Genomic DNA, 16,421 nt, shown 5'->3' on the forward strand with positions numbered 1-16,421 from the left:
GATTTGGTAGAAGGTAAATCATTTGGACGAAGCTTATTTCACACACTCAATTATGTCATTCTTATTGGAATCGCATTATCTTGTCTGATACCACTTATTCATATTTTGGCGGTATCCCTAAGCTCAAATGTAGCAGCAAGCGCTGGGATCGTAAAGCTATGGCCTCAGGAAATGACTTTCAAAGCCTATGAATTCGTGTTATCCAAGAGTGAGTTTCTTACTTCGTTATGGATTACGGTGGAGAGGGTTGTTCTAGGCACAGTCATCAGCATGGTTTTAACCATTCTTATTGCTTATCCGCTGTCCAAAACCGGCAAGGAGCTGAAATTCAGGACGGGTTACGCGTGGTTCTTCGTCTTTACGATCTTGTTCAGCGGGGGATTGATTCCTTGGTATATGACGATTCGCGCGACCGGGCTGCTCGATTCCATATGGGCATTAGTTATTCCTGGAGCTGTCCCTGTATTCAATGTCATTTTATTATTGAATTTTTTTAGAGGGCTGCCCAAAGAACTGGAAGAAGCGGCATTTGTAGATGGCGCGACACACTGGACTACGCTATGGCGTATATTTGTGCCGCTGTCGATGCCTTCCATTGCTACGATTATGCTGTTCACGATCGTTATGCATTGGAATTCCTGGTTTGATGGACTTGTGGTCATGAATTCGCAGCATAACTATCCGCTGTCGAGTTATCTGCAAACCGTTATCGTTCAATCGAGCTTGACCAACATGTCCGCGGAGCAGCTGGCGAATTTAGCCTCCGTGTCGGACCGAACAGTAAAAGCCGCGCAAATTTTCGTAGGTGCGCTGCCGATTCTTGCTTTTTATCCATTCCTGCAGAAGTATTTCGTGAAAGGTATGGTTTTGGGCGGGGTAAAAGAATAATTAAAGGAGCGATTGCTAATGGAGACTGGAACTAAACCTTGGACAATTTACGTGATTCATCACTCGCATACTGATGTGGGGTACACGGAGAGACAAGAGAAGATCAAACAATATCACGTCGATTTTATACGGCAGGCACTTCATATTTTCCGCGAAATTCAAGCTGGACGTCGCCCTGAATGGAATGGATTTAAATGGGTCTGCGAAACGTTTTGGCCAATTGAGGCGTTCCTCGAAAAGGCTGCAGAGCAGGAAAAGTTGGAGTTTGCTGAAGCGGTAAGACGCGGAGATATCGGACTTTCAGGCACTTATCTTAATATGAGCGAGCTTGTCGGCAAAGATCTGCTTGAAGCGATGATTAATCGTGTTCGTACTTACGGAGAATCGATTGGAATGCCGGTGAAGTCTGCCATGACAGCTGATATTACGGGCTTTAGCTGGGGGTATGGCGAGGTGCTGCTCAATGCGGGTATTCAAAACTTGATCACCTGCATCCATACTCATCATTCGATGTATCCACTATGGAAGAAGCAGCAGCCTTTCTGGTGGGAGATGCCAAATGGCGAAAGGCTTCTGACATGGAACGGGGAGCATTACGTCTTCGGCAACGACTTGGGATTAATTCCAGGTATCGGTGGCTCTTATACAATTAAGGATGAATTCGATACGACCAAGGGCATTACGTTCGAGATTGCGGAAGCACGTATTCCGAGGTATTTGGAACGGTTGCGTGCGGACGGTTATCCGTTCCCATTCGCACCTGTTATGATGTCCGGGCTACCGACGGACAACAGTTCTCCGAATGCCCAGCTTATGGATTTCGTGAACCAGTGGAACAGCAAGCATAGCGAAAAAATCAAAATCGTACCGTGTACATTGGATGAATTTTTTGACGCGGTACGTGGTCATGCAGAACAGCATCCCGACGATATTCCAGTATTCCGGGGCGATTGGCCAGATTGGTGGACGGATGGCGTTGGTTCAACGCCGAAGCATGTGCAAGTATTCCGAGAGGCGCAGCGCGTCCATCGGAAAGTGAAGCAGCTTGATCCAAACGGAGAGATTGTGACTGCTGAGGCGATGAGAGCGATGGAATACGAGCTGACGTTGTTCGCCGAGCATACTTGGGGCTACCATTCCTCTGTGACAGAGCCTTGGAATCCCTTCGTGCAGGAGCTGGGTGTCCGCAAGGAGGCGTTTGCCGCCAATGCGAGCACGCTCGCACATCGTGCATTGTATGATATTTTGGAACATAAAGGGGATGCGCTGCTCGCGCCAGACCGGCCGATGCGGTTCAAGCTGCACAACCCTAATCCTTTTGCACAAGAAGACGTTGCCCATCTGATTATGGAAGGTTGGCACTATGACCTGATCAAGGACGGATTCGAAGCACGTGTCGATGGAAGTGGAGAGGTATATCCTGCCCAGCTAAGAGTTGCGCCGAGGGGTGTTATCGTTAGCATACCAGTGACACTTCAACCCGGAGAAGAGAAAATATTGATGATTCATCCTGTCCAGAATGGTCAAGTAAAGACAGCATACACGACGGATTACGTAGGGTCTGACAGGATGATGGATATCGACGTATCGCATGTAGAGAAAACTTTCCACTTCACCTCGACTTATTTGGAAACGCCATTTGTCCGGATGGAATGGAAGAAGGGCGATGGGATTACATCTTGGATCGACAAGCGTACTGGGGCGGAAATGCTGCGCTCTGACCGCAATCACCATGCCTTCTCGCCGGTATATGACATAACCCGTGCTTCCAGCGTTAAGGATATGTATGAAGTTAGACGCAAGATGGGCCGCAACCGTAAAGGAGCCGATGCGATTGTCTCGACAGGGGTACTGACGAGTGCGGAAGTAATTGCGCAGGGTGATGTGTACGGTACAGTTCAGTTGACGTTCGAGGTGGCGGGATGTTCCCATTATTCATTGTTAGTTACGGCATATACAGACAGACCTCGCGTGGATGTGGCTGTACGTATGCATAAGGACAGCATATGGGATCCGGAGAATCTGTATATTTCCTTGCCTTTCGGAGGTCCCATTATGGACGGCGAGCAGGAGTTGTGGATGGATAAAATGGATTCGCTAGCTCGTCCGCGCAAGGATCAATTGCCGGGAAGTCTGGCCGATTATTATTGCATCGGGGAAGGCGTCGCTTACGTGGGAAGTCAAGGTGGCGTGTCAATAGCGATGCCGGATACACCGCTTATTCAACTAGGTAAGCTTGAACACGGCTTCCGATTACTGAACGGGGACGAGAAGCTGGAGCAGGATCCAGGTCATCTCTATTCATGGGCAATGAACAATTATTGGGAAACTAACTTTACGGCAACGCTAGGCGGCTTCTATGAATTCCGATATTTTGTCGCATGGGGCGAAGCGCTCAATAAGCCTGAATCAGCGATGACCACTTGCGGCAGCATGAATGCGGGTATCTTGGCATGGAGATCGAAATGATGAAAGTGAAAAAGTATTTAGATGCTTCAATATCGACGGAAAAGCGGGTCCATGATCTGCTGGGCCGCATGACGCTAGAGGAAAAAATCGGCCAGCTTATCCAACCCTTTGGCTGGCAGGTATACGAACGAACGGAAGACGGAATAGAGCTGACGGAAACATTCCGTGCCTATATCGAAAGGGGGAGCGTCGGCTCACTCTACGGCGTTTTGCGAGCTGATCCTTGGACAGGTGTAACGCTGGAGTCGGGATTATCGCCCCGCGAAGGGGCGGAAGTTATTAATCTGATTCAAAAATACGCGATTGAGCATACAAGGCTTGGTATTCCAATCTTGTTCGGGGAGGAATGCTCCCATGGGCATATGGCCATCGGTGCAACGGTATTCCCAGTGCCGCTTGCGATGGGCAGCAGCTGGAATATACCGCTGTATCTAGAAGTATGCCGCGCGATTGCAGCAGAGACGAGGGTACAAGGGGGAACGGTCACTTATTCCCCTGTCCTCGACGTCGTCCGCGATTCTAGATGGGGACGGACGGAAGAGACATTCGGCGAGGATCCGTATCTTATCGGAGAGATGGCGGTAGCGGCAGTCGAAGGATTGCAAGGGGAGTCCATCGCTTCTGATGATACCGTTATCGCAACACTCAAGCATTTCGCCGGCTACGGCAGCTCCGAAGGAGGACGCAATGCGGCGCCCGCTCGAATCGGCGCGAGGGAGCTTCTCGAAAAGGATTTGTTGCCATTCGAGCGAGCGGTGCAGGCCGGTGCGCTGTCGATCATGACGGCATACAACGAAATTGATGGCGTGCCATGCACGTCAAATCATGAGCTGCTTACCCGAACTTTGAGAGAAAAGTGGGGATTCGAAGGATTCGTCATTACCGATTGCGGAGCGATCAATATGCTTTGCGGCGGCCACCAAGTAGTAGAAAGTGAAGAGGATGCGGCATGCGCGGCGCTGCTTGCGGGCGTCGATATGGAAATGTCCGGTGACAGCTTCGGCAAGCATTTACTGCATGCCGTACACAATCAAAAGGTCTCTATAGACGATATTGATCTTGCAGTGCGCCGCATCCTTCACCAGAAATTTGAGCTAGGCTTGTTCGAGCGACCATACGCGAGCCCAGACAGGGCCTCGGAGGTTATCGGCCAAGAAAGCCACATCAAGTTGGCGGGAAGGATGGCGCAAGAAAGCATAATCCTGCTCAAAAACCACAATCAGGTGCTGCCATTGTCAACAAACTTGAGCAAAATCGCGGTCATCGGACCTAACGCGAACAACATTTATAATCAATTGGGTGATTATACATCGCCGCAGGAGCGCTCCGGAATTGTGACGGTGCTGGATGGCATTCAGCGGAAATGCGTTGGCCAAAGCGAGGTCATGTATGCGCCGGGCTGCCGCATTAAAGATCCGTCGAAGGAAGGATTCGAGCACGCATTCCAAATCGCGCAGGCTGCAGAAGCGATCATAGCCGTAGTTGGCGGTTCCAGCGCAAGGGACTTCGGCGAAGGAACGATAGATTTGAAGACGGGTGCTGCGATTATTACCGATCAGTCAAGCTTAAGCGATATGGATTGCGGGGAAGGATTTGACAGAGCGGAACTGAGTTTGTCAGGCGTTCAATTGGAATTGCTGAAAGAGCTTCACAAGACAGGCAAACCGCTTATCGTCGTCTATATCAACGGACGGCCGATCGTAGAACCGTGGATCGACGAACACGCCGATGCGATTCTAGAGGCTTGGTATCCCGGACAGGAAGGCGGGAATGCAATCGCGGACGTTCTATTCGGCGATTACAACCCGTCCGGTAGGCTCACAATATCGATTCCAAAGCACTCGGGACAGCTTCCGATTTATTACAATACGAAGCGGACCAAAGGCAAGCGGTATGTGGAGACAGACTTAGAGCCTAGATATCCATTCGGTTATGGCCTTAGCTACACGTCTTTCCAGTATGACGGCATCAAGCTAAGCAAATCTAATATAAAGCCGGATGAGAGCTGCACCGTAAGCGTTGACGTCACGAATATCGGCGGAATGGCGGGACAGGAGGTCGTTCAGCTTTATGTAACGGATGTTGTCAGTTCCGTAACGAGGCCAGCTTTGGAATTGAAGGGCTTCCTGAAAATTCAATTGGAGCCTGGCGAATCGACGACCGTCCAGTTTACGATCGCAAAGGAACAATTGCAATACGTAGGAAGGGACTATCGCCGCATCGTCGAACCGGGTCAGTTCCGTATCCAAATAGGCGGCCACGCGGAGTCGCTCCTTGGGGTCGACTTGCATGTACTTCCACCCGAATAAGTATGGAGAGAGGATGAAACAACACTATGAAAAACCATCGATTGCCACAAATTGATATCCCCGAGCTGAAGCTGCCGCCTTCCATCGTAAAGGCGATGGAGGAAGCGGAGAAGCTGCTCGCTCATCGGCCGAAGCTTAACCGATTATTTCAGAACTGCTTCCCAAATACGCTGGAGACGACAACAAAGCTGCTGGAGGATGGGACTACCTTTGTCCTAACAGGAGACATCCCCGCTATGTGGTTGCGGGATTCCGTGGAGCAAGTGATGCATTATGTCCCGTTTGCCAAGGAAGACCCCGAGCTGCAGCGTATTCTGGAGGGAGTCATTAATCGTCATATGTTCTATATTAGCATTGATCCTTATGCTAACGCATTTAACGAAACCGCCAATGACTGGCATTGGAACTCCGGAGACGAAACGGAAAGTTCGCCTTGGGTATGGGAACGCAAATTCGAACTCGATTCCATGTGCTTCTCTTTCCGTCTAGCCTATCATTATTGGAAGGAAACAGGCCGGACGGGCATATTCAATGAGCAATTCAAAGCTTCTTTGCTGGCGATGCTGGACGTTTGGCAGATCGAGCAGCAGCATGGTGAGCTTTCGACGTACAGGTTCCAGCGTCATAATGGAATCATGATCGATACGCTGCGGAGGCAAGGGCGCGGTATGCTGGTCAACGAGACTGGCATGATCTGGTCAGGATTCCGTCCAAGCGACGATGCTTGCGATTTCCATTTCAACATTCCGTCTAATATGTTCGCCGCTGTAACCCTTCGCGACATGGGCGAAATCGTCCGTTACGTATACCGAGATGAGAAGCTTGCGGCTCGCATGGCTGTAATGGAAGAAGAAATCCGGCATGCTATTGAATTGTACGGTATCGTGGAACATCCGAAGTACGGACGCATGTACGCATTCGAGACAGACGGCTTCGGCAATCACGTCCTGATGGATGACGCGGGTACGCCAAGTCTGATATCTGCGCCTTATATCGGCTTCGCGGATGCAAACGATCCTATCTATTTGAACACGCGGGCTTTCATTTTGAGTGAAGATAATCCTTACTATTACAAAGGCGAGAGCCTTAGCGGTATTGGCAGCCCTCATACACCGCCGGACTTCGTGTGGCATCTCGCTTATTCAATGCAAGGTTTGACCGCCGTGGATCCGGATGAAATCAGGGAAATGATCGATATCATGGAGGCGACGGATGCTGACACCGGCTTTATGCATGAAGGCTTCCACAAGGATGATCCTACCAACTTCACGAGGGATTGGTTTGCTTGGTCAAACAGTCAGTTTGCCCATTTGGTATGGAAGGCTTTGCAACAAGGCATTATTTAGAACAGTAGTCAGTTCATTTAAACGTACAGCCCTTTTTATCAAACATATGGCGGCGATTATTGAAGGAGGTATGATCCATGTTTAATAAATATCCTATAAATCCAGTCAGGCAGCCATTCTCGGAACAGCCAATCTCAAAAGGGTACGAAGCCTTGTCGGAGCTATTAAAAGCGAGCTTGGACGAGAAGACGGACACCCCACCGCTTATTATCGTGGACGGAACGCACGGCGCTGACTTCCAGTCATTCATACGGCATGCTGCTTCTGCGATCGAAAAGCAAGGATGGAGCTTGAACGTTCAAAGCACGGCAGGTTACTTGAAATCCGGCGAAACGCTGCGTGAGAAATTCGACCGCAACATCACAGAAAATAGAGCATTCGGTTACGTGACTGAAGATGAAATCGAGGCTTATTTCGTATTAGACGCAAGAGAAACGCTCGCGAACCGATTGAAAGCACAAAATGGGAGAACGGCGTTTATCGTGTTCGGCCCAGGCGCTTATTGGCTTGCGGGAGAGCGGAGCGGCACTGTCTTATTTCTGGATGTTTCTAGGGAATATCAACAAATTCAGCATAAAAAGCAACTGCTCAATTTCGGTATGTCATGGAACCGCGATTCCGTCGAAAAGTATAAAATTAGTTATTTCGTGGAATGGCCGATACTGGAAACGTACCGTAAACGTATTTTCCAGAACATCGATCTCTACTTGGACATGAACAAGCCGGAAGAGCCTGTATTCTTGACCATCTCTGACCTTGAAGCAATGATCCGAAGCGTGGCCCAAAGTCCGCTTCGCGTCAAGCCGTTTTTCGCCCCTGGTATTTGGGGTGGACAATATTTGAAAGACATGGCCGACCTTCCTAAGGAGTGGGTGAACTGTGCATGGAGCTTCGAGCCGATCGCACCAGAGAATTCTATTCTGATTGGATATGGAGGCGACGTGATCGAAGTACCGTTCCTGATCGTCATGGCCCTTGAATATAAAGCTATCATGGGCGAACGACCGGTGTCGTTGTTCGGCGATTATTTTCCTGTAAGGTTCGATTATCTTGATACGATGAACGGGGACAAACTATCTTGCCAAGTGCATCCGAAGCAGGACTACGTGCGTGAACATTTCAACGAGTTTATGACACAGCAGGAATCTTATTACATCATGGAACAGAAAAAGGATGCCAAGGTTTACCTCGGCCTTACGGAGGGAACGGAGAGAGAGAATTTCCAAAACGCCGTCTTGCAGGCACAGGAAACAGGCGTACCGATGGAATTCACTGAATATGTCAACGAATTTGATTCAAACAAAGGGGATTTGTTCCTCATTCCGCCGGGAACCGTTCATGCTTCAGGCATCGATAATCTTGTGCTTGAAGTCTCATCTACGACTTGGTGGTTTACGTTCAAGCTATACGATTATTTGCGTAAGGACCTAGATGGCAAACCGCGTCCGATCAACGCGGATCACGGCTTCCGTAATATCGATTACGACAAAACGACATCATGGGTTAAGCAAAACCTCATCCCTGAGCCGCAGTTGCTGCAGAGCCAAGGCGGCAACGAAGAGTATTTGCTCGGTCAACGAGACGATCTACTGTTTTACGTAAGACGGATCCATCTGCAGACGGAATGGCTAGACCAGACGGACGGCGAGTTTGTTATGTACAATCTTGTGGAGGGAGATAGCGTACGCATCGTATCCATTGCGGATGAATCAATATTCGTCGAGTTGAACTACGCAGAATCTTATATTTTACCTTCCGTATTCGGTGCATACAAAATCGTAAACTTGACGGAAACGCCGTGCAAACTGATTAAAGCGGGAGTATCTCCGGAATGGAACGTGAGCCTGATTGAACGCTGATCTCATATTTGCTTTGGATGTGGGTGGAACCTATGTCAAGGGATGCGTAGTAGAACGCGGGGAAGTAAAGGAAGGCACGATCTCTCATTATGCTGCAAATGCCAAGGGATCGGAAGAAGTCATCATTGGCGGATTGGCAGCTATCCTATTAGACTTGCTTGAGAAATACAAGCGGTTTCCGCATTCATTCTCACCCGAAGCCATCGGCATCGGCATGTCCTTTCCTGGACCATTTGATTATGAAAACGGCGTGAGCTGGATTCGTGAACTGGATAAATTCGAATCGCTTTACGGTGTAAACGTGAAAGAAAAGCTCATGCAAGCATTGCGTGCAAACAGCTTCGGGAAGAATACAGATTTCTTGGACATCCGGTTCCAGAATGATGGCAGATTGTTTGGTTTGGGAACCGGCAAGCTCTATCCAAATGAGCGAATACTGGCTATTACGCTTGGGACCGGCATTGGTTCAGCTTTTATTGATTGCAGAACTCTTGTCACCGAAGGTGATCACGTACCGCCAGATGGCTATTTATATAACTTGCCTCATCAAGGCGTGGCTGCGGATGAATGCTTTTCACGGAGAGGAATTCTTAAGCTATTCCGGGATGCCGGCTGTCTGAATGATGGCATGGATGTGAAGGATCTTGCGGAGCTTGCCCGGAAGGGCGAGAATCGCATGAGCGAGCTGTTCCGGGCATTCGGGGATGAATTGGGGCAATTTCTACTGCCATTCCTAATAGATTTTAAGGCTGACCGTCTCATGATCGGAGGCCAGATCGCCAAAAGCTTCGATTTGTTCGGAGAAGGACTTATTCGTATGCTCTCACCACTCGGTATTAAAGTCGAAGCCCTCGACAATGCGCTGCACCATACCTTTATCGGTGCTTCCTGTATGTTCGACGCAGAACCACATGGGACTTCATAAAAGGACTCCTTACTAGTGGAGCCGTATAAGAAGACCGTGATTGGAGAAAGGAGCGGGAGCAATCGCTTTTCGCTAATCCTTATTATAAATAATAAAACAATATCGGTGGCTTTTATGTTAACAACGACGATAGAATGAAATAGAGAGATACAAATGTATGTTATATTATAAAGCGAAAGGTCTAGGATAGGACACTCCACTCTAATCCAAACCTTATAGTGCTCATCATAAGTATGGACCATCCTTCGGGATGGTTTTTTTTGAGAATGAATGGGATTTGTCAACACAAGGCTACATTATAATAGAAAAAAGCCAGGTTGGCGTGATGACTAAAACTATCTTTTAAGGAATAGTCAGTTTATAAGAATCATTAATGGGGGGTCATTATGAAAAAAATTGCACTTATTGGTTCTGGAGGTTCAGGCAAATCAACGTTGGCTAGCAAGCTGAGCAGAATATTATCGATTAAAGTTCATCATTTGGATTCAATTTTTTGGAAACCGGGTTGGATTAGCACGTCTAAAAACGAGCAAAAAGTTGTTCAAGAGGAGCTCATCAGTCATGATAGTTGGATTATTGATGGTAATTATGGAGGCACTTTAGATATTAGGTTACAAGCGGCTGATACAATCATATTTGTTGACCTATCAAGATGGATCTGCATTGTTCGCGTGTTGAAGAGAAGGTTCCAGTACCGCAACAAGAAGAGAATGGATATGGCAGAAGGTTGCGAAGAAAGGGTCAGTTTGGAATTTTTGAAATGGGTCTGGGAATACCCAGACAAACAAAAGCCGAAGATAACAGAAAAACTGCAAAGGTTATCGAATGAAAAGAAAATAATCATTTTAAAGTCACGGAAAGACGTACGAGAATTTGTAGCAAAACTTGAATAAAACATTGATGAGCAGGCGCTGCGGCGGCCTGCTCATTTTATTAAGTTAATAGACAGTCATGCGTAATAAGAATTGTATAATTGGTCTAGTAGATTCCAATATGTGGTATTATAATTTGGGAAGTGCTTATACATACGATTATTGAATGGTGAGTCCGAATTTGGTAACAATCGAGAGTTTATGTCAAACGGATAACTTTTTACTAGTTTCAAGGTTAGGGGGAAAAACTAATGGCTTTTTTATTTGCTATATTGGCTTTTTTATTTATGTTGTTTTTCTCAAGTACATTCCGTGCTCTTATTAATAAAGAAAACAGTACTCAATTGACTATTATTACATCATTACTTTTTGGGGGGCTATTTTGGGTATGTCTACTAATTTGGTCTTAATAGAGTTTTTGAACTAACGGGATTGAAGTTGATTCTACGTTTAAAGGAGAAATGAAACGTGACCAAACTAAATATGGATTTTCTATTGAAAGCTATTGAGCAGAAAGACAAGGAATTAAAGCAAGCAGAAAAGGAGGCATTTTCCTCAGAAATCACTGATCCAAAATTCAAAGAGCAATACAATAAACTTGAAAAAATAAGGCAGGAAGTAATGGATTTAAATTTACAGGTAAGCAATTTAAGTAGTTTAAGAATATAAAGATCAACGATTGCACAGATAACAAAAGGAGGAAAGTAAAGTCTTGATTATTACAAGAAAAGCCGGAATTTCCTGCAATATATGTAAGTGAGGTGCGAAAGCGTTTCAGACTTTTAGGAGGTAGGTTTCTATGATTACGGGCTTAAAACGTGATGTAATCGCTATTATTCTAACCGTGTTCATTATTGGTGGAATCGCCTTTAAAACCTATATGCCCGACGCATTCGCAAGCAAACCCGCACCGACTTTATCACTTGAAGAGGCAAGCGAGCGCCTAGAGCGAATTATTTCAAATGACGGAACGTTTATAACCCGCTTCGATAGCCACGCCCTTGAACCTGTCGTATATGAGGCGTTAGCACACACGGTAAATGATTACGGGGCTTCGAATGATATGTTATTTGTAGCAGAATTAGTGGAGAAATATAATGACGATGGGATCGTGGAGAATTTACGCGAAGCGTTAGTGATTGTAAACGATATAAAAGAGAGAAATTTATAAATAAGACCCAGCTACCTTATGCTGGGTTTTCGTTTTATTAGGGTATTGGTCACGAAATCTCACGCGAGTATTAGAACCTAGAGGCGGCAGTAAAACTATTTATTCCCTATCTACAGAAGTATATAGGAGTTTATTTAAAGAGAAAGACTATAACATGATTGACCACATGGAGAGCAACAACTCCATGTGGTTTTTTTGATAAAAGCGATTTCAAACTTTGCTCATCATGTTTTATTTGCATTAAACGCATTTATTAACACTTAGGATACTTTTCTGATAAGCCTCAAGAGTCGAGAAGTGCTAATTGTAAGAAATGGATTAACCTTTCCCCAAAACCGTTGTAACTTAAACTTATTATCTAAGTAAATCTGCAACTCCGGGGCTATGCTCATTTGGCATATCAGGAAGCTCTGGAACTGGAAACCCCTGAGGAGGAGGAGTTACAGATAGTGTGCCACTATTCCTGCTTGGGCTTTCACCTTGAAAAATATTAGAAATTAATGTTTCATCTAAGCGGAAATTAAATTGCATGTTGTGATAGCCCATATCTACGAACTTTCTGCACTCAGGATATTTGTTGATATCATAGTTCGGTACTGGAAACACTTTACCCCAATCCACGCCCAGTGTTTCAAGTGCTTTGGCAAAAGCGTTCTGATGCGCATTATCACGGACAATGAGAAATCCTAACGTTTCTCTGAATGTTTGATTTGAGCTCATCTCATAGATCCGTGTTTTCTGCAGAACACCAGTAGACTCAAGTACGACATTGTTTAACATGTCTGCAACAAGATTGCCATGACTATAAACCCACGATGCATTCCATGGATTTCCGCCCGCATCTATAGGTAAAGAACTTTTAGCTCCCATAATATAGTGGTGGGGGTTTCCGTGTTTAACCGCCTCGTCAATCGGAGCTTTATCAATTCCAGCATCTCCGGGATTATTTAGTCCAGATTCATTAAGTAGTTGATTGATCGTACTCTGAACGAGCTCGACATGAGCAATTTCTTCTAAAAAAACCCCTCTCAATAGATCGCGAAATTGTTTATCTTTTCCTCTGAAATTAGAGCTTTGGAAAAAATATTGCATCATGGTTCGCATTTCACCGAATTGGCCGCCTAACGCTTCCTGAAGAACTTTTGCAGCTGCTGGATCTGGTTTATCTGGTTTAATTACATTGATTAGTTCTTCTTTGTAATAGTACAAAACAATCACTCCTTTATAGTTGCTAAACAACCTGAACACGTTGATTATGATCTCACAGTTAATGTTTCATTATGCAAATTCTGAAAAGGATTGTGGAAATCATATCAATTTCAAAGAAGTGAATGGTTTATACAATTGTCCTCGTCCGATTATGTTAAATTAAGATAACATTGCTTGTTTGTTGGATTGAAATTTTAAAAAATAAGTGATTCATAATTATGAAAATGCCTCAGTTTCGGATAAATGGATCAACCGACTCATTATTGATGGTTGCTGGTTATTATGGCTATTTTCTTGTTAAACTAATAGGCAGTTTAGTGCAGCTTATTACGTTCATTTTGACACTTTACCGAACTTAAGACTATTCTTATGAGTACTTAAGATTCGTTGTATTTGGCAAAAGGCAGGCATCAAATCACAACCAATATTAATGAATATATAAAAATAGATAGAGGAGGTCCTTATGTTTGAAGTCTCATACTGCTGACCGTATTAAAATCCCGCCAGGATTTTGGATAGGACTACGTCAATTAGGAATGGCCCCTCATGACGTAGCTCGTAAAGCACGATTGCCGCTCACTATTGTTACTGAACCAGTAGTCACCGCCGCTCAATATTTCGCGATCTGGCAGGCTTATTCCGATCTCATTGGCGACACTGCGGATGGAATTATCAAGCTTGCGACCATCTATGAAACAGCGCAATATCCACCGACCGTCTTAGCTACTTACTACGCTCGCGACTATCGTGACGCTTTAAACCGAATGGCTCGGTACAAACAAATGTGCCCACCCGAAAGCCTGCGTATTACTGAGGAGGGAGAGCATTGTACAATCGAACTGGAATGGCTGCATACGGAACAAGCAGGCCCGCCGCTACTGGTGGGGATCACTTTGGCATTCCTTCTGGAGTTAGGGCGCCGGGGAACAGGTCAACCGCTTAAAGCGCGGGTTGTCGAATTTTCACAATCAATGGGCGATGTACAAGCTCTTGAAGCTTATTTTGGCTGCCCCATCCGAATGGATGCAAAATGTAACCGTTTGACGCTGCATCGAAGCGATTTGGATCGTCCTTTTGTCACGTACAACGAAGAGTTGCTGGAGATTCTGACTCCTGTTTTAGACCGATCCCTCTATGAACAGCATAGCAGCCGCTCTATTACTGAAATGGCCAAATGGATTCTAAAACGCAGCCTTACTGGAGGGCGTCCCGATATTCGAATTGTCGCGAAGGAACTCGGTATGAGCAATCGTACCTTGCAGCGCCGGCTTACCAACGAAAACACGAGTTTCAAGCATGTTTTAACACAAGCTAGACATGAGCAGGCACTAGAGTACTTGGCAGATCCCTCGCTTGATATTAAGGAAGTCGCTTTTTTGATTGGATATGAAGACCAAAATTCATTCTACCGTGCCTTCCGACTTTGGGAAGGTGAGACTCCTACAAATTGGCGTACGGAACATTTAGGTACAAACCCGTTAGCAGAATGACGGCTAGAATTGTCGATTATATAGAATTCCCAACCATATAAATTTATTGAGAGCTAGTCTTTATTGCGTTTTTTTATTTGGCGTGTTAAACGAGTACATTGGCGCGATATGCTAGTTACTATCCCATTCAGACAAGGTAATATTATCACTATCCTCATTACAAGACTGTTTTAATCATGACTATTAATCAGCTTGTCGTGAATGAATAAGTAAATGAAAAGGGAGAAATTTAATATGGATATGGGATTGAAAAATAAAACAGCTTTAGTTACAGGATCAACGAAGGGTATAGGTAAAGCAATTGCTATTGAACTTGCTAAAGAAGGTGTCCATGTACTCATTAATGGCCGAAATTACGAAGATGTGGAACAAACTGTAAATGAAATCAAATCAGATTTCCCGGCTACTTCACCTCAAAATGCTACAGCCGATATTGTGGATATTGTGCAAAGAGAAGCTTTATTCGAAAAATACCCCAATATTGATATATTAGTAAATAGTATGGGCATCTATGAAATGATGAAATATGAAGACGTTGACGATGAGATTTGGGAAAAATACTTCCGTACGAACGTTCTTGCAGCAAATGGATTATCTAAATTTTATTTACCTAAAATGTTGAAAAATGATTACGGCCGCATTATCTTTATTGCGAGTGAGGAAGCAATTATGCCTTCAGGACAAATGCCTCAGTATTGCATGACAAAATCAATGCTATTATCATTGTCCAAAAGTTTATCCAAATTAACAGTTGGAACAGAAGTTACAGTCAATACGATCCTGCCAGGACCAACACTCTCTGAAAATGTGCATCAAATCATTGAGGGCATATACTCAAATGAAGATATGACTTTTTCAGAAAAAGAGAAAGATTTTATGACTACAAACCTGCCTCAATCTGAAATACAGCGATTTATCAAACCTATTGAAATAGGTAGACTAGTTGCATTTGTATGCAGTCCTTATGCATCCGCATTTAAAGGTTCTCCAATCCGTATGGATGGGGGAATGGTACCGACTATTTTTTAATCTGTTTACGATTTGAATGATTGATTCTAATTTCATTTGGAATTGATGGAATAAAACGTTAGAATTATTTTGAGAAGATATGGTAAATACTCTTTCTTCAGAAGGTTTATAAAATAGAGAGGAGAATGAGAGATGGATCAATCTATAAGTAAACGGCATGCCTCGCTAAGAGAGGCTGAAAGCAAGGCGGAACAATTATTCAAGGCGATCGAAGATCAAGGAATTATTCGTCCTGATGTGACTGAAAAGCAAATAAATCGTGAAATCTATCAATTGGCATTCGAGATGTTTGGTATCAAGAAATACTGGCATAAACGAATCGTGCGAGCTGGCAAAAACACGTTGTTTCCATATAGAGAAAACCCGCCTGATCTGATTGTTTCCAAAGATGATATTATATTTCTGGATTTCGGCCCAATTTTTGAAGATTGGGAAGCTGATTTCGGAAGAACCTTCGTCCTAGGAGATGATCCAGCAAAAATAAAACTGAAAAATGATATTGTTGAGGCCTGGGATGAAGGGAAGGCCTATTTTCAGTCTCAATCTGCGATTACAGGCAGTGAACTTTATACCTATGTGAGTCATTTAGCTTTAAAATACGGATGGGAGTTTGGAGGGCCGCATGCGGGTCACCTTATTGGTGAATTCCCTCATGAAGTAATACAGGGAGAATCCGTTGAAAACTATATTCATCCTGATAATCATATTCCTATGAGAAATCCGGATTCGAATGGTAAGCCTCGCGATTGGATTTTGGAAATTCATTTTGTGGACAGGAAGCTGGAAATTGGCGGTTTTATTGAGCAATTATTAACCGTTGATTAACTGTAGGTATGGAAAATATAGTTGAAACT

The 16,421-nt window shown here is 44.9% G+C and carries 13 protein-coding genes; 12 read left to right on the forward strand and 1 reads right to left on the reverse strand.

Features of this window, described 5'->3' with window-relative positions; genetic code table 11:
- Positions 1–3: 3 nt before the first annotated feature.
- The 9 genes from BK120_RS00665 (at position 4) to BK120_RS00705 (ending at position 11,839) form a co-directional block, all read left to right on the forward strand.
- The gene (locus BK120_RS00665; RefSeq protein ID WP_076265553.1) at positions 4–888 is read left to right on the forward strand and encodes a carbohydrate ABC transporter permease; all 885 of its coding nucleotides are present in this window, start codon (positions 4–6) and stop codon (positions 886–888) included.
- 18 nt (positions 889–906) lie between these two features.
- Positions 907–3,357 (forward strand): glycoside hydrolase family 38 N-terminal domain-containing protein, encoded by a 2,451-nt coding sequence (locus BK120_RS00670; RefSeq protein WP_076265554.1) that lies wholly within the window; start codon positions 907–909, stop codon positions 3,355–3,357.
- On the forward strand, positions 3,357–5,666 hold the full coding sequence (locus BK120_RS00675; RefSeq protein WP_076265555.1) for a glycoside hydrolase family 3 N-terminal domain-containing protein: 2,310 nt from the start codon (positions 3,357–3,359) through the stop codon (positions 5,664–5,666). Before BK120_RS00670 ends, BK120_RS00675 begins: the two co-directional genes overlap by 1 nt.
- 26 nt (positions 5,667–5,692) lie before the next feature.
- The gene (locus BK120_RS00680; RefSeq protein ID WP_076265556.1) at positions 5,693–7,012 is read left to right on the forward strand and encodes a glycoside hydrolase family 125 protein; all 1,320 of its coding nucleotides are present in this window, start codon (positions 5,693–5,695) and stop codon (positions 7,010–7,012) included.
- A gap of 77 nt (positions 7,013–7,089) precedes the next feature.
- Positions 7,090–8,871, forward strand: coding sequence for a class I mannose-6-phosphate isomerase (locus BK120_RS00685; protein ID WP_076265557.1), 1,782 nt, complete (start codon positions 7,090–7,092; stop codon positions 8,869–8,871).
- Positions 8,861–9,796 (forward strand): ROK family protein, encoded by a 936-nt coding sequence (locus BK120_RS00690; RefSeq protein WP_083681457.1) that lies wholly within the window; start codon positions 8,861–8,863, stop codon positions 9,794–9,796. The genes BK120_RS00685 and BK120_RS00690 overlap by 11 nt, the downstream gene beginning before the upstream one ends.
- A gap of 386 nt (positions 9,797–10,182) precedes the next feature.
- Positions 10,183–10,689: a DNA topology modulation protein gene (locus BK120_RS00695; protein WP_076265558.1), complete on the forward strand. Its 507-nt coding sequence runs from the start codon at positions 10,183–10,185 to the stop codon at positions 10,687–10,689.
- 447 nt (positions 10,690–11,136) lie between these two features.
- Positions 11,137–11,337: a hypothetical protein gene (locus tag BK120_RS00700; RefSeq protein WP_076265559.1), complete on the forward strand. Its 201-nt coding sequence runs from the start codon at positions 11,137–11,139 to the stop codon at positions 11,335–11,337.
- 130 nt (positions 11,338–11,467) lie between these two features.
- Positions 11,468–11,839: a hypothetical protein gene (locus tag BK120_RS00705; RefSeq protein ID WP_076265560.1), complete on the forward strand. Its 372-nt coding sequence runs from the start codon at positions 11,468–11,470 to the stop codon at positions 11,837–11,839.
- Positions 11,840–12,193: 354 nt separating this feature from the next.
- Here BK120_RS00705 and BK120_RS00710 read toward each other — a convergent pair whose 3' ends face one another.
- The gene (locus BK120_RS00710) at positions 12,194–13,048 is read right to left on the reverse strand and encodes a manganese catalase family protein (protein ID WP_372238943.1); all 855 of its coding nucleotides are present in this window, start codon (positions 13,046–13,048) and stop codon (positions 12,194–12,196) included.
- A 467-nt stretch (positions 13,049–13,515) separates the two neighbouring features.
- Between BK120_RS00710 and BK120_RS00715 the strand changes: the two genes are divergently transcribed.
- The 3 genes from BK120_RS00715 (at position 13,516) to BK120_RS00725 (ending at position 16,392) form a co-directional block, all read left to right on the forward strand.
- Positions 13,516–14,538, forward strand: coding sequence for an AraC family transcriptional regulator (locus tag BK120_RS00715; RefSeq protein WP_076265561.1), 1,023 nt, complete (start codon positions 13,516–13,518; stop codon positions 14,536–14,538).
- Positions 14,539–14,772: 234 nt separating this feature from the next.
- On the forward strand, positions 14,773–15,567 hold the full coding sequence (locus tag BK120_RS00720; protein WP_076265562.1) for an SDR family NAD(P)-dependent oxidoreductase: 795 nt from the start codon (positions 14,773–14,775) through the stop codon (positions 15,565–15,567).
- 132 nt (positions 15,568–15,699) lie between these two features.
- Positions 15,700–16,392 carry a M24 family metallopeptidase gene (locus BK120_RS00725; RefSeq protein WP_076265563.1) on the forward strand — a complete coding sequence of 231 codons (693 nt, stop codon included), beginning with the start codon at positions 15,700–15,702 and terminating at the stop codon, positions 16,390–16,392.
- Positions 16,393–16,421 lie beyond the last annotated feature (29 nt).

The organism is Paenibacillus sp. FSL A5-0031, from assembly GCF_001956295.1.
GTDB lineage: Bacteria > Bacillota > Bacilli > Paenibacillales > Paenibacillaceae > Pristimantibacillus.